Raw genomic sequence first — 19,332 nt, 5'->3', positions numbered from 1 at the left:
TCCTTAGCGTTTTGCCTGCCAGATACGTTGTTGATAGTCGCGAATTGAGCGGTCGGAGCTGAACATGCCGCAGCGCGCGGTATTCAGAATCGTCGCGCGAGTCCAGGCTTCCTGGTCACGGTATAACTCATCCACCTGTTTCTGCGCGGCAACATACGCTTCGAAGTCCGCCAGCACCAGGTACGGGTCGCCGCCTTTCAGCAGGCTGTGCAGCATCTGGTCGAAAGCATGCTTGTCGCCATCGCTATACTTGCCGCTTTCCAGCTCTTTCAGGACCGCATCCAGCAGCTTGTCCTTTTTACGCCATTTCAGCGGGTCATAACCTTTCGCTTTCAGCGCCTTAACTTCTTCAACGGTGTTACCAAAGATAAAGATATTCTCTTCGCCGACCTGTTCGGCGATTTCAACGTTCGCACCATCAAGAGTCCCGACGGTCAGCGCGCCGTTCAGCGCCAGCTTCATGTTGCCGGTACCGGAGGCTTCTTTCCCCGCCGTGGAGATCTGTTCTGAGACATCCGCCGCTGGAATCAGCATTTCCGCCGCAGAGACGCAGTAATCCGGCAGGAAGACCACTTTCAGCTTGTCGCCCACCAGCGGATCGTTATTCACCGCCTGCGCCACCTTGTTGATAGCAAAAATAATATTTTTCGCCAGGTAGTAGCCCGGTGCGGCTTTCGCCCCGAACAGGAACACGCGTGGCACGCGGTCCGCCTGCGGGTTTTCACGAATCTCTTTGTACTGCGCCAGAATGTTCAGCAGATTGAGATGCTGACGCTTGTACTCGTGCAGACGCTTAATCTGGATATCGAAAATCGCCTGCGGGTTGATCTCGATGCCGGTACGCGTCTTAACAAACTCAGCCAGGCGAACTTTGTTAGCCAGCTTAATCTCACGGTAGGTCTGGCGGAACGCAGCATCGTCAGCATATTTCTCCAGATGGATCAGCTGATCGAGGTCGTTAGCCCACTCTTTCTTCAGCGTCTTATCCAGCAGCGCGGCCAGTTCCGGGTTGCACTGTTTAATCCAGCGGCGCGGCGTAATGCCGTTGGTCACGTTGTGGAACTTATTCGGCCACAGCTGGTGATATTCCGGGAACAGATCTTTCACCACCAGGTCGGAGTGCAGCGCGGCAACGCCGTTGACCGCAAATCCGCTGACCACGCACATGTTCGCCATGCGAACCTGCTTGTCATGCACCACCGCCAGTTTCGCCCACACCTGCTTATCGCCAGGCCAGGTTTTCTCGACCAGCTTCTTAAATCTGTCATTAATCTCTTTAATGATCTGCATATGACGCGGCAGCAGGGCTTTTACCAGCTTCTCGTCCCAGCACTCCAGCGCTTCAGGCATCAGCGTGTGGTTGGTATAGGCGAAAGTTTTGCTGGTGATGGCCCAGGCATCATCCCAGCTCAGCTGGTGCTCATCGATCAGCACGCGCAGCAGTTCAGGAATGGCGATGGTCGGGTGGGTATCGTTGAGCTGGATTACTTCGTAATCCGCCAGCTCTGCCAGCTTACGACCCGCAAGATGGTGGCGACGCAAAATATCGGCAACCGAACAGGCGCACTGGAAGTATTGCTGCATTAAGCGCAGCTTTTTCCCTGCCTGATGGTTATCGTTCGGGTAAAGCACTTTAGTCAGTTTTTCCGCGTCGATACCCTGCTGCTCTGCGCGCAGGAAATCGCCATCGTTAAATTTGGTCAGGTTAAATGGATGCGCATGGGTCGCCTGCCACAGACGCAGCGGCTGCGCCACGTTATTGCGGTACCCCAGCACCGGCAGATCCCAGGCCTGGCCGGTAATCACGAACGCCGGTTCCCAGGCGCCGCTTTTGCTGACCTTACCGCCGATCCCAACCTGCACATCCAGCTGTTCGTTATGACGGAACCACGGGTAGCGGCTACGCCCCCAGTCATCCGGCGCTTCAACCTGCTGGCCATCTTCGAAAGACTGGCGGAACAGACCATACTGATAATTCAGGCCATAGCCGGTTGCCGACTGGCCAACGGTCGCCATGGAGTCGAGGAAACATGCTGCCAGACGGCCCAGACCACCGTTGCCGAGGCCCGGATCGATCTCTTCTTCCAGCAGATCGGTCAGGTGAATGTCATGAGCCTTCAGCTCATCGCTCACCCCTTGATACCAACCCAGGTTCAACAGGTTGTTGCCGGTCAGGCGACCGATCAAAAACTCCATAGAGATGTAGTTGACGTGACGCTGCCCTTTGGCCGGTTTCGCCACCGGTTGAGCGGCCAACAGCTCGGCAAGCGCGCCGCTTACGGCGTGCCACCACTGACGCTGAGTCATCTCAGAAGCGGACTGTAAGCCAAAATGCTGCCACTGACGGGTCAGTGCAGCCTGAAACTGATCTTTATTAAAAGAAGTCTGTGACATAAGAAATCCGGGTCCTTTACTAAAACGTTGGCGTTAGTGTGCCGACCTCCTGAAGCAACGTCCTCATCCCGATGGGGATTAGGCAGGGAGGAGCAGCAGGGATGAGCGAAAAGTGTGATCGTGGCCACTATAACGGTAGCTCTCCGTCAGAAACATGCTGAAAAATTCACCACACAGAAACACTATGTTGCTCTTCACCATCAGAAGAATATTTGTTACAGGCCGAGACAAAGCGTTGGATAAAACACCATTCCGCAATTATCACGAAATAAAAATAAGCATTGTGTAAAAATAATCCTGCCTGATGACACAAATACGCCAAAACGATTATTTATAAGATTTCCCTTAAATTAACTTAATAAAAACATACAACTACGAAAAAATGGAGTGAATGCCATTTTACTTGTGCCGGGCGCGGGGAAAACCCAGTAACCACGCACGCTGGTACCGGTTTTACAACGAAAGGACTTTAATTGGGAATTTGTGACCTGGTGCAAATTCAAGAGCATAAAATTCGGACATAACTTGCAATAATTTTCATTATCGCCGACCTTAATAGTCATTAATTACGAAGCGCAAAAAAAATCGCAAATCCTCTCTTGCACAGCGAAATGATTAACTATGTTGATTCCGTCTAAATTAAGTCGCCCAGTCCGCCTTGAACACACCGTGGTTCGCGAGCGATTGCTGGCTAAACTTTCCGGCGCGAACAATTACCGTCTCGTGTTGGTCACCAGCCCCGCTGGGTACGGCAAGACAACGCTCATCTCTCAGTGGGCGGCGGGGAAAAATGAACTTGGCTGGTTTTCGCTGGATGAAGGCGATAACCAACAGGAGCGTTTTGCCAGTTATCTGATTGCCTCTGTTCAACAGGCTACCGGCGGCCACTGCGTGGCCAGCGAAACCATGGTGCAGAAACGCCAGTATGCCAGCCTGCCCTCGCTTTTCGCGCAGCTGTTTATTGAGCTTGCCGACTGGCAGCGCCCGCTGTATCTGGTGATTGATGATTATCATCTGATCAACAATCCGGTGATTCACGATGCGATGCGCTTCTTCCTCCGTCATCAACCGGAGAATATGACCCTGGTGGTGCTCTCGCGTAACCTGCCGCAGCTCGGCATTGCCAACCTGCGCGTGCGCGATCAGCTGCTGGAAATCGGCAGCCAACAGCTGGCATTTACCCATCAGGAAGCAAAACTCTTTTTCGACTGTCGTCTGGCTTCGCCGATTGAAGCTGAAGACAGCAGCAGGCTGTGCGACGACGTCGCCGGCTGGGCCACGGCGCTTCAGCTTATTGCTCTGTCCGCCCGCCAGAATAACTCCTCCGCCCACCACTCAGCCCGTCGTCTTGCCGGTATTAATGCCAGCCATCTCTCCGATTATCTGGTGGATGAGGTCCTGGATAATGTCGACGCGCGGACGCGTAACGTTTTGCTGAAAAGCTCGCTGCTGCGTTCAATGAACGATGCGCTCATCGTTCGCGTGACCGGGGAAGAAAACGGGCAAATGCAGCTGGAAGAGATTGAACGTCAGGGCCTGTTCATGCAGCGGATGGACGATTCCGGCGAATGGTTCCGCTATCACCCCCTGTTTGGCAATTTCCTGCGCCAGCGCTGCCAGTGGGAGCTGGCAACCGAATTACCTGAAATTCACCGCTCTGCCGCCGAAGGCTGGATGGCTCTGGGCTTCCCGAGTGAAGCCATTCATCATGCGCTGGCGGCCGGCGATGCGAAAATGCTGCGCGATATTTTACTGAATCATGCCTGGGGCATGTTTAACCACAGCGAACTGGGACTGCTCGAACAATCGCTGGCGGCGCTGCCGTGGTCAAACCTGCTGGAAAATCCGCGTCTGCTCCTGCTGCAGGCCTGGCTGATGCAAAGCCAGCACCGTTACAGCGAAGTCAACACCCTGCTGGCGCGCGCCGAGCAGGAGATGGACATGAAAATGGATACCGCGATGCATGGCGATTTCAACGCCCTGCGTGCACAGGTGGCCATTAATGCGGGCGATCAGGAAGAGGCCGAGCGTCTGGCCATGGTCGCGTTAGAAGAGCTGCCGTTGGCCAGCTACTATAGCCGAATTGTTGCGACATCGGTCCACGGTGAAGTGCTGCATTGTAAAGGCCAGTTAAGTAAATCTCTGGCGGTCATGCAACAGACGGAACAGATGGCCCGCCGCCACGATATCTGGCACTACGCGCTGTGGAGCATGATCCAGCAAAGCGAGATTCTCTTTGCCCAGGGCTTCCTGCAGGCCGCCTGGGAAGTGCAGGAGAAAGCTTTCCAGCTTATCCGCGAACAGCATCTCGAGCAGCTGCCGATGCATGAATTCCTGCTACGTATTCGCTCACAGCTGCTGTGGGCCTGGGCGCGGCTGGATGAAGCGGAAGCGTCCGCACGTAATGGCATGGATGTCCTGTCAAGCTATCAGCCGCAGCAGCAGCTGCAGTGTCTGGCCCTGATGGTGCAGTGCTCGCTGGCCCGCGGCGATCTGGATAACGCCCGCAGCCACCTCAACCGCCTGGAGAACCTACTCGGCAATGGTCACTATCATAGCGACTGGGTATCAAACGCCGATAAAGTCCGGGTGATCTACTGGCAGATGGTCGGTGATAAAGCCGCGGCCGCCAACTGGCTGCGCCAGACGCCGAAACCGGAATTCGCCAATAACCACTTCCTGCAAAGCCAGTGGCGCAACATTGCCCGGGCGCAAATTCTGCTGGGTGATTTTGACTCGGCGGAAATGGTGCTGGAAGAGTTGAACGACAATGCCCGCTCTTTGCGTTTGATGAGCGATATTAACCGCAACCTGCTGCTGCTCAACCAGCTTTACTGGCAGGCGGGACGGAAAAGCGAAGCGCAAAAAGTCCTGCTGGAGGCGCTCGCACTCGCCAACCGCACCGGGTTTATCAACCACTTTGTGATTGAAGGCGAAGCCATGGCGCAGCAGCTGCGCCAGCTGATTCAGCTTAATACGCTGCCGGAGCTGGAACAGCATCGCGCCCAGCGCATCCTGCGCGATATCAACCAGCACCATCGCCACAAGTTTGCCCACTTTGATGAGGGCTTTGTCGAACGGCTACTGAGTCATCCGGAAGTCCCGGAACTGATTCGCACCAGCCCGCTGACCCAGCGTGAATGGCAGGTACTGGGGCTGATCTATTCCGGCTACAGCAACGAACAGATTGCCGGTGAGCTGGACGTGGCGGCCACGACCATTAAAACCCACATTCGTAATCTGTATCAGAAGCTGGGAGTCGCCCACCGCCAGGATGCGGTACAGCACGCCCAGCGGCTGCTTAAAATGATGGGATACGGCGTTTAACGCCGTTTAGCACAGTTCCAGCTGAAGGTTGTTGTCCGTAATCACCTTCAGTACGCCTGCCGGCGGCATCACATCGGTGTAGACCGCATCGACCATGCTGATGCTGCCCATATTCACCATCGCATTGCGGCCAAATTTCGAGTGATCCACTACCAGCATCACGTGGCGCGAGTTTTCAATAATCGCGCGTTTGGTGCGAACTTCGTGGTAATCAAACTCCAGCAGCGAACCGTCGCTGTCTACGCCGCTGATACCGAGAATGCCGAAATCAAGGCGAAACTGGGAGATAAAGTCCAGCGTCGCCTCGCCGATAATGCCGCCATCCCGACTGCGCAGCTCGCCGCCCGCCAGAATAATGCGGAAATCCTCTTTCACCATCAGCGTGGTGGCCACGTTCAGGTTGTTGGTGACGATACGCAGATCGTTATGCTCCAGCAGCGCATGTGCAACCGCTTCCGGCGTGGTGCCGATATCGATAAACAGCGTCGCGCCATCGGGGATCTGGCTGGCCACCTTGCGGGCAATACGCTCTTTTTCCTGCGTCTGGGTGGCCTTCCTGTCGTGCCAGGAGGTATTTACCGAACTGGAAGGCAGCGCGGCTCCGCCGTGGTGGCGCAGGATCATCTTCTGTTCGGCGAGGTCGTTCAGGTCACGACGAATGGTCTGTGGGCTGACGGCAAACTGCTCAACCAGCTCTTCCGTACTGACATATCCCTGTTTTTTTACCAGCTCGATAATGGCGTCATGACGTTGTGTTTGTTTCATGAAATATCCCTGGGATTATAAGACTCGCATAAAGGCGCTGTCGTTGCAGAGAGCCGGGTAAGACGGCCCTATGTTCGCTTTCGCACATGTTGCGTATCGACAAACGCCATCGCCAGCCCGGTCAGGAGACCCGCCACATGCGCACCGTTCGCAATCGACATGCCAAAAACATCAAACCATCCAGCAATTAACCACACTAAAGAGAAGAGTATCAAGCCACGCTGCAAATAGACGCCGCTTTGCGGATCCCGTTCTCCACGCAGCCAGACATAGCCCATCAGCGCATACACGACGCCGGATAACCCACCAAACCAGGGGCCGCTAAACTGGTGCTGAATAAACCCGCTTAGCAAGGCGCTAATGACGGTAATGACCACCAGCTTGCCGCTGCCGATGCGTTTCTCCACCGCCCCGCCAAGGTACCACCACCATAGCAGGTTAAACAGGATATGCATCAGCGAGAAGTGCATGAAAGCATGGCTAAAGTAGCGCCAGACTTCAAATTTCAGCGACGGGTCATACGGCCAGGCCAGCAGCAACATTACCGGCTGGTCGCCGAGGATATTTTGCAGCGCAAAGACCGCAATGCAGACGAGCAGAATCGCCCATGTAAACGGCCCGGCGTTGTGGCGCAGGGTGGCAAAAAAGGGAAAGCGCTGGTAGCGCAGCCCGCTATTGGTGTGCCCGGATTGCCAGCTGGCCGCCAGATAACGCGGATCGGCAGGGTTTTCCAGGAAGCGAGCCAGTTCAGCCTGCACCCGCCCGGCCTGACTCTCATCGGCCAGCCAGACATCACTCTGATCATGCTGCTGAATGGTCAGGATAACGCCCTGTGTCGCCATGTAGTCGACAAACGCCTGGGCCACACGCGGGTTAGCAAAAGAGGTAATCATTAACATACAGCGGATCGCTTATTCCACACAAAGGGGGCTAGTATATACGAGTTTGCAGGAGTGGCGCGCCCGGGACGTCCTTGAACAACACATCCGCAGCCATGCCATCTGAAACAAGACGGGAATAACGGTATGACGTGCTAACGCTTAAAGCGCGCCATGTTCCACTTCCGCCGGGAAATGACGATGCCACGCATCGAAGCCGCCATCCACGCTGTAAACCTTGTCATAGCCCTGCTGTAGCAGATACTGCGCGGCGCCTTTACTGCTATTGCCGTGGTAACACATCACCATCACCGCGGTGTCAACGTCGTTATCGCGCATGAACGCGCCCAGCGTATCGTTGGTCAGATGAAACGCACCCGGCGTATGTCCCATCGCAAAACTCTGCGGATCGCGGATATCCACCAGCACCGCCATTGCCTGATGCAGTTTCTGGTGCGCTTCTTCAACATTGATACATTCAAAGTGGTCCATGTGCTCTTTCTCTATATAGCGGAATGATATTGCTGACCCGTTACCGGCCATGATTCTACTGCCTAGTTTACCGTCAGACGGGAAATAAACGCCAATATGTTACACGCATCACTCTGAAATGTTTTTTTGATGTTACCAATGGCGCGTTTGTTTGCTATATTGAGCGATAACGAACATTTATGAGCTTAAACGAAAGTGCCAGAGGTAGCGAACGTGGAAACCAAAGATCTGATTGTGATAGGGGGAGGCATCAACGGTGCCGGTATCGCGGCAGACGCCGCCGGGCGTGGTTTATCCGTACTGATGCTGGAAGCACGCGATCTCGCCTGCGCCACTTCCAGCGCCAGTTCGAAGCTGATTCACGGCGGGCTGCGCTACCTCGAACACTACGAATTCCGCCTCGTCAGCGAAGCGCTGGCCGAACGTGAAGTGCTGTTAAAAATGGCGCCGCATCTCGCCTTTCCGATGCGCTTTCGTCTGCCGCATCGCCCGCACCTGCGTCCGGCATGGATGATCCGTATTGGTCTGTTTATGTACGATCACCTGGGGAAACGTACCAGCTTACCCGGCTCAACCGGCTTGCGATTTGGCGCAGAATCGGTATTAAAACCTGAAATCGTGCGCGGTTTCGAATATTCCGACTGCTGGGTCGACGATGCGCGTCTGGTACTGGCTAACGCGCAGATGGTGGTACGCAAAGGTGGCGAGGTCCGGACCCGTACCCGGGCAATTTCGGCGAAACGTGAAAACGGCCTGTGGATTGTCGAGGCGGAGGATATCGATACCGGCGAGAAATTCACCTGGCAGGCCCGTGGCCTGGTCAATGCGACCGGCCCGTGGGTCAAACACTTCTTTGACGAAGGGATGCACCTGCGCTCACCGTACGGCATTCGCTTGATTAAGGGCAGCCATATTGTTGTGCCGCGCGTGCACACCCAGAAGCAGGCCTACATTCTGCAAAACGAAGACAAACGCATTGTGTTCGTGATCCCATGGATGGATGAGTTCTCGATAATCGGCACCACCGACGTTGAGTACAACGGCGATCCGCAGAAAGTGGCGATCGATGACAACGAGATCAACTATCTGCTGAACGCCTATAACGCACACTTCAAAAAGACGCTGTCCCGTGACGATATCGTCTGGACCTACTCCGGCGTCCGTCCGCTGTGCGACGATGAATCGGATTCGCCGCAGGCGATTACCCGCGATTACACCCTGGATATCCATGACGAACAGGGCCAGGCGCCGCTGCTGTCGGTATTTGGCGGCAAGCTGACGACCTATCGCAAGCTGGCCGAGCACGCGCTGGAAAAACTAACGCCCTACTACAAAGGCATCGGTCCGGCCTGGACCAAAACCGCGGTGCTGCCCGGCGGAGATATCGACGGTGACCGCGACGATTACGCGGCCAAACTGCGCCGCCGGTTCTCATTTATCAGCGAATCGATGGCGCGTCACTATGCCCGCACCTACGGCAGCAACAGCGAGCTGCTCCTCGCAGAGGCGGCATCGGTAGCGGATTTGGGTGAAGATTTTGGTCATGAGTTCTATGAAGCCGAGCTGAAATACCTGGTGGAGCATGAGTGGGTACGCACTCTTGAGGATGCCATCTGGCGCCGGACGAAACAGGGCATGTGGCTGAATGACCAGCAGCAGGCGCGGATCGGCGAATGGCTGGCGCAGCACGCGGGAAAGTCTGAGCTTTCGCTGGCGTCGTAAGCCACCACAACCTGCGCCTGCGGGGAGTTTACGCATAGAATGCATAAAAAACGGGGCCTGTGGCCCCGTTTTCACTGCGTAACCGGCTACAGCCTTACCGGGTCGATATGCCAGATATGGTCGGCGTATTCCTGAATCGTACGGTCAGAAGAGAAATAGCCCATGTTGGCGATATTATGCATCGCTTTCATCGCCCACTCTTCCGGATGACGATACAACTCATCCACCTTATCCTGGCAATCCACATAGCTACGATAATCAGCCAGCACCTGATAATGGTCACCGAAGTTGATCAGCGAATCCAGCAGATCGCGATAGCGACCCGGTTCCGACGGGCTGAACAGTCCGGTACCGATTTGCGTCAGCGCCTGATGCAGCTCCGGATCCTGTTCGTAAAATTCCCGCGGCTTGTAGCCGTTACGACGCAACGCCTCCACCTGTTCCGCGGTATTGCCGAAGATAAAAATATTATCCTCGCCCACGTGCTCCAGCATCTCGACGTTCGCGCCGTCCAGGGTACCGATGGTCAAGGCGCCGTTAAGCGCAAATTTCATATTACTGGTTCCGGAAGCTTCCGTACCCGCCAGCGAGATCTGCTCTGAAAGATCCGCCGCCGGAATAATCAGCTGCGCAAGGCTAACGCTGTAGTTCGGGACAAACACCACTTTTAGCTTATCGCCAATCTGCGGATCGTTGTTCACCACCGCCGCCACATCGTTAATGAGGTGAATAATGTGCTTGGCCATGTAATAAGCGGAGGCGGCTTTACCCGCAAAGATATTCACGCGCGGCACCCATTCGGCGTCAGGATCGGCCTTAATACGGTTGTAGCGGGTAATGACGTGCAGGACGTTCATCAGCTGACGTTTGTATTCGTGGATACGTTTGATTTGCACGTCAAACAGCGCTTTCGGGTTCACCACCACGTTCAGCTGATGGGCAATCACGTTTGCCAGCCGCTGCTTGTTCTCCAGCTTCGCCTGACGTACGGCCTGATTCACCGTCGGATAGTCAATATGCTGCTCCAGCTCCTTGAGCTGGCTCAGATCGGTACGCCAGGTACGGCCGATGTTCTCGTCCAGCACCTTCGACAACGGCGGATTCGCCAGCGCCAGCCAGCGGCGCGGCGTCACGCCGTTGGTGACGTTAATAAAGCGCATCGGGAAAATCTTCGCGAAGTCGGCAAACAACGACTCCACCATCAGCCGGGAGTGCAGTTCGGAAACGCCGTTCACCTTATGACTAATCACCACCGCCAGCCATGCCATGCGCACGCGACGGCCGTTGGATTCGTCGATGATCGACGTGCGACTCAGCAGCGCGGTATCATTGGGATACTGCTCCTGCAGCGTCTTCAGGAAGTAGTCATTGATCTCGAAAATAATCTGCAAATGGCGCGGCAGAATTTTCCCCAGCATATCGACAGGCCAGGTCTCGAGCGCTTCACTCATCAACGTATGGTTGGTGTAGGAGAAGACCTGGCAGGTGACTTCAAACGCCTCATCCCAGCCGAACTTATGCTCGTCAATCAGCAGGCGCATCAGCTCCGGAATCGACAGCACCGGATGGGTGTCGTTGAGGTGAATCGCAATTTTGTCTGCCAGGTTAGCAAAGGTTTTATGCAGCTGATAATGGCGGTTGAGAATATCCTGCACCGTCGCGGAGACGAGGAAATATTCCTGCCGCAGACGCAGCTCGCGCCCGGAGTAGGTCGAGTCGTCCGGATACAGTACCCGGGAGACGTTTTCGGAATGGTTTTTATCTTCTACCGCCGCGAAGTAATCACCCTGATTAAATTTACCGAGGTTAATCTCGCTGCTGGCCTGGGCGCTCCACAGACGGAGCGTGTTGGTCGCGTCGGTATCAAAGCCCGGGATAATCTGATCGTAGGCTTCCGCCAGGATCTCTTCGGTTTCAACCCAGCGCGCCTGTTTACCTTCCTGCTGAATGCGTCCGCCAAAGCGCACTTTGTAACGCGTATTATGCCGTTCAAATTCCCACGGGTTGCCGTATTCGAGCCAGTAATCCGGGGACTCTTTCTGCCGCCCGTCAACGATGTTTTGCTTAAACATCCCGTAGTCATAGCGGATACCGTAACCACGGCCAGGCAGGCCCAGCGCCGCCAGCGAGTCGAGGAAACAGGCGGCCAGGCGCCCAAGACCGCCATTGCCCAGCCCCGGGTCATTCTCTTCGTCAATCAGCTCTTCAAGGTTCAGCCCCATCTCTTCCAGCGCGCTGTTCACATCTTCGTAGATGCCCAACGACAGCAAGGCGTTCGAAAGCGTACGGCCAATCAGAAATTCCATCGACAGGTAATAAACCTGGCGTACTTCCTGAGAAAGCTGAGCGCGATTCGAGCGCAGCCAGCGCTCCACCATACGGTCGCGGACGGCAAACAGCGTGGCGTTGAGCCACTCATGCTTATTGGCGATGGCCGGATCTTTACCAATGATAAACATCAGCTTATAGGCAATAGAGTGCTTTAATGCCTCAACGCTCAGCGTGGGTGATGCATAGCTAAAGGGTACATTCATCACAATGACTCCTGTGGTTACAGCAAGCGTTGATAAAGTTCGCGATAAGAGTGCGCCGCGACCTGCCAGCTAAAATCCATATTCATCGCCTGACGCTGAACGTAACGCCAGAGCGACGGGCGCGACCACAGCACGAACGCGCGCCGAATTGCCCGCAGCAGCGATAGTGCATTGCTGTCCTCAAAGACAAAACCGCTGGCCACGCCATCGGCCAGATTTTCCAGCGAACTGTCGGTCACGGTATCCGCCAGACCACCGGTACGCCGCACCAGCGGCAGCGTGCCGTACTTCAGGCCATACAGCTGTGTTAAGCCACAGGGCTCAAAACGGCTGGGAACCAGAATCACGTCGGCGCCCCCCATGATGCGGTGTGAAAAGGCCTCGTGATAACCAATCTGCACGCCAACCTTGCCCGGATGCTCGGCGGCCGCAGCGAGGAAACCTTCCTGGAGTACCGGGTCTCCTGCGCCAAGCAGCGCCAGTTGCCCACCCTGCTCAAGCAGGCCCGGCAGCGCTTCGAGAACTAAATCCAGCCCTTTCTGGCTGGTCAAACGGCTGACCACGGCGAACAGCGGGACTTTGTCGTCTACTTTCAGCCCCATCGCGATTTGCAGCTGGCGCTTGTTCTCCGCTTTGTCCTCAAGGCGATCGCGGTCATAACGCGACGCCAACAGCAGGTCACTCTCCGGGTTCCAGATGCCCGCATCCACGCCGTTCAGGATCCCCGATAGCCGCCCCTCGTGCTGGCGCTGACGCAGCAGCCCTTCCATGCCGTAGGCAAATTGCGGTTCGGTTATTTCCCGCGCGTAGGTCGGACTGACCGCCGTAATATGATCGGCGTAATAGAGCCCGGACTTGAGGAACGAGATCTGGCCGTTGAACTCCAGGCCATGCATGTTATAGAACGACCACGGCAGTTCGATCTCATTCATGTGCCAGGAGTAGAACATCCCCTGATAGGCCAGATTGTGTACCGTAAAGACCGATTTCGCCGGTCGTCCACGCGCGGCCAGATAGGCTGGAGTCAGGCCCGCATGCCAGTCGTGAGCATGCACGACATCAGGACGCCAGAAAGGGTCCAGTCCGCAGGCCATCTCGCTACCTACCCAACCCAGCAGCGCAAAACGCAGCACGTTGTCGGTGTAAGCATGTTGGTTGGTATCGTGGTAAGGGCTCCCTGGGCGGTCGTAGAGATGCGGGGCATCAATCAAATAGATCCCCACGCCGTTATAGTGACCAAACAGCAGCGTCATGCGTCCGGCAAAAGTATCCCGCCGCGTCACCACCTGCGCATCGGTGACGCCACGGCGAATGTCCGGGAACGCCGGCAGCAGCACGCGCGTATCAATACCTTCAGCGATTTGCGCCGCAGGTAGCGCGCCGATCACATCCGCCAGACCGCCGGTTTTTAACAGCGGGAACATCTCTGAACATACATGTAAGACCTGCATTATCGCTCCTGTTTATGCCCCAACTTCCGCAACATATCACGCGTAACCAGCACGATGCCTTCCTCTGAACGGTAGAACCGACGCGCATCCTCTTCCGCGTGTTCGCCGATCACCATGCCCTCAGGAATCACGCAGGCACGATCGATTACGCAGCGGCGCAGGCGGCATGAGCGCCCCACCCACACTTCTGGCAATAAGACTGCCGAATCAATATTACAGAATGAATTCACGCGCACGCGCGGGAACAGCACCGATTGCACCACCACGGAGCCGGAGATAATACAGCCGCCGGAAACCAGCGAGTTCAACGTCATACCGTGACTCCCCGAGCGGTCCTGAACGAACTTCGCGGGCGGCAGAGACTCCATATGGGTGCGAATCGGCCAGTTCTGATCATACATGTCCAGCTCCGGCGTCACCGAAGCCAGGTCCAGGTTCGCTTTCCAGTAGGCTTCAAGCGTACCCACATCGCGCCAGTACGGTTCCGCATCCGGGTCAGACTGCACGCAGGAGAGCGGGAATGGATGTGCATAAGCCATGCCAGCTTCGGTTATCTTCGGAATAATATCTTTGCCGAAATCGTGGCTGGAGTTTTCGTCGTTATCATCTTCAGTCAGCAGTTCATAAAGATAATCCGCATCAAAGACATAGATCCCCATGCTGGCCAGCGATTTGGTCTCATCGCTCGGCATCGCCGGCGGCGTCGCCGGTTTTTCGACGAATTCGATAATTTTATCGCTTTCATCCACCGCCATAACGCCAAAGGCGGATGCCTCTTCGATGGGCACCGGCATACAGGCCACGGTGCAGCGAGCCCCTTTTTCGACGTGATCGATCAACATGCGCGAGTAGTCTTGCTTGTAAATATGATCGCCGGCGAGGATCACCACATACTCCGCTTTATAGCGACGAATGATATCGAGGTTCTGCGTCACCGCATCCGCCGTGCCGCGATACCAGTTTTCGCCATGCACCCGCTGTTGCGCTGGCAGTAAATCGACGAACTCGTTCATTTCTTCGCTGAAAAACGACCAGCCGCGTTGGATATGTTGCACCAGAGTGTGCGATTGATACTGGGTGATGACGCCGATGCGGCGAATACCTGAGTTAATGCAGTTAGATAATGCGAAATCAATTATGCGAAACTTACCGCCGAAATGGACAGCCGGTTTTGCACGCTTAATAGTTAAGTCCTTAAGCCGGGTACCGCGTCCACCCGCAAGAATCAACGCAACGGTTTTGATGGGGAGCTGACGCGCCAGCATCAACGGATCGTTCTTTTCTAGCCTAACCATGATTAACTCCTTTTGACATCCCAGCCTTCCTGTCCCTCTCACCGCGCAGCGGCCGCGAGTGCAACCGGAAGCTTCAGGGCTTACGACCTTTGAAATACGCACACTCCGTGCGCGGGCCCATGCCAGACAGCCATGACGACCGGATTATCCTCTCCGGCGAAAGGAGGAACGGCGTGCCACTCCCCCTCAGGTAATTCCATATGTGCCACCTCTGGGGTGGCATTCACCGTCATTAACCAACGGCCAGACAGCAAAATTTGCAGACGCGCGGTGCCGTGCTGCCATTCATCGGCAGTTAACGGTTGCGCATACTGGTTTAGCCAAACAACGTTGCCGTCCCCTTCCTGCCACCAGTGGTTACTGGTTAATGCCGGTATGCATCGACGCAGATGAATGAGCGCGGCGGTAAATGCCGTCAGCCCGCTATTTGCCTGGTTCCAGTCAAGCCAGGTCAATGCGTTGTCCTGACAATAGGCGTTATTGTTGCCGTGCTGGCTATGACCATGCTCGTCACCCGCCAGCAGCATCGGCGTGCCCTGCGCCAGCAGCAGCGTCGAGAGCAGGGCATGAACGCTGTCCCGACGCCGCTCAAGCACATCAAGACTCCCCCCTGTTCCCTCTATACCATGATTGCTGCTGTAGTTATTGTTAGTCCCATCGCGATTCTCTTCACCATTCGCCTCATTATGTTTCTGATTGAAACAAACGCAGTCGCGCAGGGTGAAGCCATCGTGGGCGGTGATCAGGTTCACCGCCGCAGCGGGCTGGCGACCGTTACGCGAAAAGAGATCGCTGGACGCAGCAAAACGCCGGGCAAACTCACCCAATGAGACGCTTTGTTGTAACCAGAAGCGCCTGGCGACATCGCGAAAATGGTCATTCCATTCGGCAAACAGCGGTGGGAAGTTCCCCACCTGATAGCCACCGGCGCCAATATCCCAGGGTTCGGCAATCAGCTTCACGGCCGCCAGCTGCGGATCGTTACGGATCGCTTCAAACAGCGGCGCATCCTGGCGAAATTCCGGCGTGCGTCCCATCACCGAGGCCAAATCAAAGCGAAAACCATCGACGTGGCACTCATCGACCCAAAACCGCAGACACTGGCGGGCATACTCCACCACGTCCGGCTGGCTGAGATTGAGCGTATTTCCGCAGCCGGTCCAGTTGTAGTAATCCCCGTCTTCTCTGATCCAATAATAGTTACGGTTATCGATTCCGCGCAAAGAGAAGGTCGGCCCTTCAAGATCAATTTCAGCACTGTGGTTCAGCACTACGTCGAGGATCACTTCAATACCCGCCGCGTGCAGCGCCTTTACCGCATCGCGAAACTCATCCAGCGCACGCTCAGGCTCGCTGGCATAGCGCGGATCGAGCGCGTACATCGCCATTGGGTTATAGCCCCAGTAGTTGCTTAACCCCATTCTCTGCAGGCGCGGTTCGCTGGCAAACTGCGCCACCGGCATCAGCTCCAGCGCCGTAATACCAAGGGTCCTGAAGTAATCGATCATCACCGGGTGACCCAGCGCTTTATAGGTGCCGCGAATCGACTCCGGCAGCCCGGGATGCAGCCAGGTCAGCCCTTTAACATGGGCCTCGTAGATAACCGTCTGGCCCCAGGGGGTCCCCGGCGGCGCATCGTTCTGCCAGTTGTAACGCAGATCCACAACCTGCGACTTTGGCGCAATCGCCGCGCTGTCACGATGATCGGGAAAAAGATCGCCTCCGTGGAGACGCTCATCATCGGGCAGTACGCCCTCAACCCGGTGACAGCACGGGTCGAGCAGCAGTTTGGCCGGATTAAAGCGGTGCCCCTGCGCCGGATCCCACGGCCCATGCACACGGTAGCCGTAGAGCAGACCCGGCCCGGCGGCAGGAAGCCAGCCGTGCCAGATATTGCCCGTGCGCGCAGGTAAATCGAACCGCTGCTCATTGCCTTGTGCATCAAACACGCAGAGCTCCACTCGCTCGGCATGGGCGGAAAAGAGCGTGAAATTCACCCCCTTTCCGTCATAGCTTGCCCCCAACGGCGAGGGTTTTCCGGCCGCCAGTGTCGTCATTCTGCCTCCCGTACCAGCCAGACGGTCGCCAGCGGCGGTAGCGTAATCGAGAGAGAATGCTCACGCCCGTGACTGGCGATGTCCTCACTTTCCACGATGCCGCCGTTACCGGTGTTGCTACCGTGGTAATGCATCGAGTCGGTGTTCAGCTCTTCACGCCAGCGCCCTGGCTGGTTAATCCCGAACCGATAGCCGTGACGCGGCACCGGCGTGAAGTTGCTGGCAACGATAATCTCATTGCCGGCCTTATCGCGACGGACGAAGACAAATACCGAGCGCTCATGATCATCGACAACCAGCCACTCAAAGCCGTACGGGTCAAAATCCAGCTCGTGCAGCGCCTTATGATGACGATAGGTATGGTTCAGATCGCGTACCAGGCGCTGGACGCCGTGATGCCAGTTATCGCCGCCTTCCAGCAGATGCCAGTCCAGGCTACCGTCGTGGTTCCACTCCCGCCCCTGGGCAAATTCATTGCCCATAAACAGCAGTTTTTTCCCCGGGAAAGCAAACATCCAGCCGTAGTAGGCGCGCAGGTTGGCAAACTTCTGCCAGGCATCGCCGGGCATCCGGTCAAGAATCGATTTTTTGCCGTGAACCACTTCATCGTGTGACAGCGGCAGGACGAAGTTTTCGGTGTAGTTGTAGAGCATCCCGAAGGTCATCTTGTCGTGATGATGACGACGATAGATGGGATCGAGCTTCATGTAGTCGAGGGTGTCATGCATCCAGCCGAGGTTCCATTTGAACCAGAAGCCAAGACCGCCCGTTGAAGACGGTCGTGAAACCCCGGCGAAGTCGGTGGACTCCTCCGCCATCGTGACCGCTCCCGGCGTCTGTTCGCCGAGCACGCGGTTGGTATTGCGCAGGAACTCAATCGCTTCGAGGTTTTCCCGGCCGCCGTACTCGTTGGGCACCCACTCACCCTCTTTGCGGCTGTAGTCGCGGTAGATCATTGACGCTACCGCATCCACGCGCAGGGCGTCGATCCCGAAGCGTTCAATCCAGTACAGCGCGTTACCGACCAGGAAGTTGCTGACTTCCCGGCGACCGTAGTTGTAGATCAGCGTATTCCAGTCCTGGTGATAACCTTCACGCGGGTCGCTGTGTTCATACAGCGCGGTACCGTCGAACGATGCCAGCGCAAAGTCATCCGACGGGAAGTGGCCCGGCACCCAGTCGAGAATGACGTTCAGACCCGCGGCATGGGCGGCATTCAGGAAGTAGCGGAAGTCTTCACGGGTGCCAAAGCGGCGGGTCGGCGCGTACAGCCCGGTCGGCTGATAGCCCCAGCTGCCGTCGAACGGATGTTCGTTTACCGGCAGCAGCTCCAGATGGGTGAAGCCCATCCACTTCGCGTAGGGCACCAGTTGATCGGCCAGTTCGCGGTAGCTCAGCCAGAAGTTGTTATCGGTATGGCGACGCCAGGATCCCAGATGGACTTCATAAATCGAAATCGGTGCATCAAACTGATTGGCCTGTTTGCGGGACTGCGGCTGTTCGATCTTTTCCGGCAGACCGCAGATAAGCGAGGCGCTTTCCGGGCGCATCTGCGCTTCAAAAGCATAAGGGTCAGACTTCACGCGCAGATGGCCGTGGGCGTCAATCAGTTCAAATTTATACAGCTGGCCATTATGCGCCCCGGGCACAAACAGCTCCCAGATGCCGGACTCTTTGCGCAGGCGCATCGGATGGCGGCGGCCATCCCAGTAGTTGAACTGCCCGACAACGGAAACCCGACGGGCGTTCGGCGCCCAGACGGAAAAGCGCGTGCCGGTGACGCCGTCCATCGTGTCGGCGTGCGCCCCCAGCGTTTCATAAGGCCGCAAATGGGTCCCTTCTGACAGCAGCCAGACATCAAGATCCTGCAGCAGCGGACCAAAGCGATAAGGGTCGTCAATCAGATTTTGCTGGCCATGCCAGGTGACCGCCAGCTGGTAACGAAAAGGATTTTTTCGCCGCGGCAGAACGCCGCTAAAGAATCCGCGTGAGTCGAGGCATTCGAGCTTGCCGACTTTGCGCCCGGTTTTCGGTTCAATAACCCATACATCGGTGGCATCGGGTAATAATGCGCGTACTTCCAGCCCGGCATCGGTTTGATGCATGCCAAGTACGGAAAAGGGATCCGCAAAATGGCCGGAAATAAGCGCATTAATCACGTCTCTATCGATACGATTAGACATGGTTTCATCCTGTTGTAAGTGTCGCCCTTTCCTGTATCTGGCGACTTTTTTTGACCTGAACGGTGCAGCACACTGTGCATCCTCCTGCTCCGTCCCACCTTCAGGTAAGGCAACGTTGTCGTTCCTTACTTAAAGCATAGCCAAGGCTGTCTTACCTCCGTTGGAAAAATCTGACATCCGCGTGTACTCCTTGTATTACGCAAAAAAAAGGAGGTGTAAAACACCCCCTTTTTT

The 19,332-nt window shown here is 56.0% G+C and carries 11 protein-coding genes; 2 read left to right on the top strand and 9 right to left on the bottom strand.

All coding sequences use genetic code 11. From position 1 onward, the window contains the following. Window positions 1-3: 3 nt before the first annotated feature. Window positions 4-2,394: a maltodextrin phosphorylase gene (malP, locus tag GRPL_RS19365; protein ID WP_032698660.1), complete on the bottom strand. Its 2,391-nt coding sequence runs from the start codon at window positions 2,392-2,394 to the stop codon at window positions 4-6. A 621-nt stretch (window positions 2,395-3,015) separates the two neighbouring features. Between malP and malT the strand changes: the two genes are divergently transcribed. After that, on the top strand, window positions 3,016-5,721 hold the full coding sequence (gene malT / locus GRPL_RS19370) for an HTH-type transcriptional regulator MalT (protein ID WP_032690435.1): 2,706 nt from the start codon (window positions 3,016-3,018) through the stop codon (window positions 5,719-5,721). 6 nt (window positions 5,722-5,727) lie between these two features. Here the strand turns inward: malT and GRPL_RS19375 are convergent, their stop codons facing one another. The 3 genes from GRPL_RS19375 to glpE all read right to left on the bottom strand — a co-directional run bounded on the left by GRPL_RS19375 (window position 5,728) and on the right by glpE (window position 7,856). Next, window positions 5,728-6,486, bottom strand: coding sequence for a DeoR/GlpR family transcriptional regulator (locus GRPL_RS19375; protein ID WP_004868507.1), 759 nt, complete (start codon window positions 6,484-6,486; stop codon window positions 5,728-5,730). Between the two features lie 68 nt (window positions 6,487-6,554). Then, the gene (gene glpG, locus GRPL_RS19380) at window positions 6,555-7,385 is read right to left on the bottom strand and encodes a rhomboid family intramembrane serine protease GlpG (RefSeq protein WP_032698658.1); all 831 of its coding nucleotides are present in this window, start codon (window positions 7,383-7,385) and stop codon (window positions 6,555-6,557) included. Between the two features lie 141 nt (window positions 7,386-7,526). Further along, window positions 7,527-7,856 carry a thiosulfate sulfurtransferase GlpE gene (gene glpE / locus GRPL_RS19385; RefSeq protein WP_032690433.1) on the bottom strand — a complete coding sequence of 110 codons (330 nt, stop codon included), beginning with the start codon at window positions 7,854-7,856 and terminating at the stop codon, window positions 7,527-7,529. Between the two features lie 213 nt (window positions 7,857-8,069). Between glpE and glpD the strand changes: the two genes are divergently transcribed. Further along, window positions 8,070-9,578 carry a glycerol-3-phosphate dehydrogenase gene (gene glpD / locus GRPL_RS19390; RefSeq protein ID WP_032698656.1) on the top strand — a complete coding sequence of 503 codons (1,509 nt, stop codon included), beginning with the start codon at window positions 8,070-8,072 and terminating at the stop codon, window positions 9,576-9,578. 86 nt (window positions 9,579-9,664) lie between these two features. Here the strand turns inward: glpD and glgP are convergent, their stop codons facing one another. The 5 genes from glgP to glgB form a co-directional block, all read right to left on the bottom strand. Beyond that, window positions 9,665-12,112 carry a glycogen phosphorylase gene (gene glgP / locus GRPL_RS19395; RefSeq protein ID WP_032698655.1) on the bottom strand — a complete coding sequence of 816 codons (2,448 nt, stop codon included), beginning with the start codon at window positions 12,110-12,112 and terminating at the stop codon, window positions 9,665-9,667. 17 nt (window positions 12,113-12,129) lie between these two features. Next, window positions 12,130-13,563 carry a glycogen synthase GlgA gene (glgA, locus tag GRPL_RS19400; protein ID WP_032698654.1) on the bottom strand — a complete coding sequence of 478 codons (1,434 nt, stop codon included), beginning with the start codon at window positions 13,561-13,563 and terminating at the stop codon, window positions 12,130-12,132. Continuing rightward, complete coding sequence (gene glgC / locus GRPL_RS19405) at window positions 13,563-14,858, bottom strand: glucose-1-phosphate adenylyltransferase (RefSeq protein ID WP_032690430.1); 1,296 nt, start codon at window positions 14,856-14,858, stop codon at window positions 13,563-13,565. Before glgC ends, glgA begins: the two co-directional genes overlap by 1 nt. 80 nt (window positions 14,859-14,938) lie before the next feature. Then, window positions 14,939-16,915 (bottom strand): glycogen debranching protein GlgX, encoded by a 1,977-nt coding sequence (gene glgX / locus GRPL_RS19410; protein ID WP_032698653.1) that lies wholly within the window; start codon window positions 16,913-16,915, stop codon window positions 14,939-14,941. Next, window positions 16,912-19,098 carry a 1,4-alpha-glucan branching enzyme gene (gene glgB, locus GRPL_RS19415; protein WP_032698652.1) on the bottom strand — a complete coding sequence of 729 codons (2,187 nt, stop codon included), beginning with the start codon at window positions 19,096-19,098 and terminating at the stop codon, window positions 16,912-16,914. Before glgB ends, glgX begins: the two co-directional genes overlap by 4 nt. Between the last annotated feature and the right edge of the window lie 234 nt (window positions 19,099-19,332).

It is taken from the genome of Klebsiella planticola ATCC 33531 (assembly GCF_000735435.1).
Classification (GTDB): Bacteria; Pseudomonadota; Gammaproteobacteria; order Enterobacterales; family Enterobacteriaceae; genus Klebsiella; species Klebsiella planticola.
Note: the sequence above shows the minus strand (reverse complement) of the source record. Positions and strands in the feature narration are given on the sequence as shown.

Bases quoted from the DNA above. Each gene is read 5' to 3' on its own strand.
- malP (WP_032698660.1), bottom strand. From the start codon at position 2,394: ATGTCACAGACTTCTTTTAATAAAGATCAGTTTCAGGCTGCACTGACC.
- malT (WP_032690435.1), top strand. From the start codon at position 3,016: ATGTTGATTCCGTCTAAATTAAGTCGCCCAGTCCGCCTTGAACACACC.
- GRPL_RS19375 (WP_004868507.1), bottom strand. From the start codon at position 6,486: ATGAAACAAACACAACGTCATGACGCCATTATCGAGCTGGTAAAAAAA.
- glpG (WP_032698658.1), bottom strand. From the start codon at position 7,385: ATGTTAATGATTACCTCTTTTGCTAACCCGCGTGTGGCCCAGGCGTTT.
- glpE (WP_032690433.1), bottom strand. From the start codon at position 7,856: ATGGACCACTTTGAATGTATCAATGTTGAAGAAGCGCACCAGAAACTG.
- glgP (WP_032698655.1), bottom strand. From the start codon at position 12,112: ATGAATGTACCCTTTAGCTATGCATCACCCACGCTGAGCGTTGAGGCA.
- glgA (WP_032698654.1), bottom strand. From the start codon at position 13,563: ATGCAGGTCTTACATGTATGTTCAGAGATGTTCCCGCTGTTAAAAACC.
- glgC (WP_032690430.1), bottom strand. From the start codon at position 14,858: ATGGTTAGGCTAGAAAAGAACGATCCGTTGATGCTGGCGCGTCAGCTC.
- glgX (WP_032698653.1), bottom strand. From the start codon at position 16,915: ATGACGACACTGGCGGCCGGAAAACCCTCGCCGTTGGGGGCAAGCTAT.
- glgB (WP_032698652.1), bottom strand. From the start codon at position 19,098: ATGTCTAATCGTATCGATAGAGACGTGATTAATGCGCTTATTTCCGGC.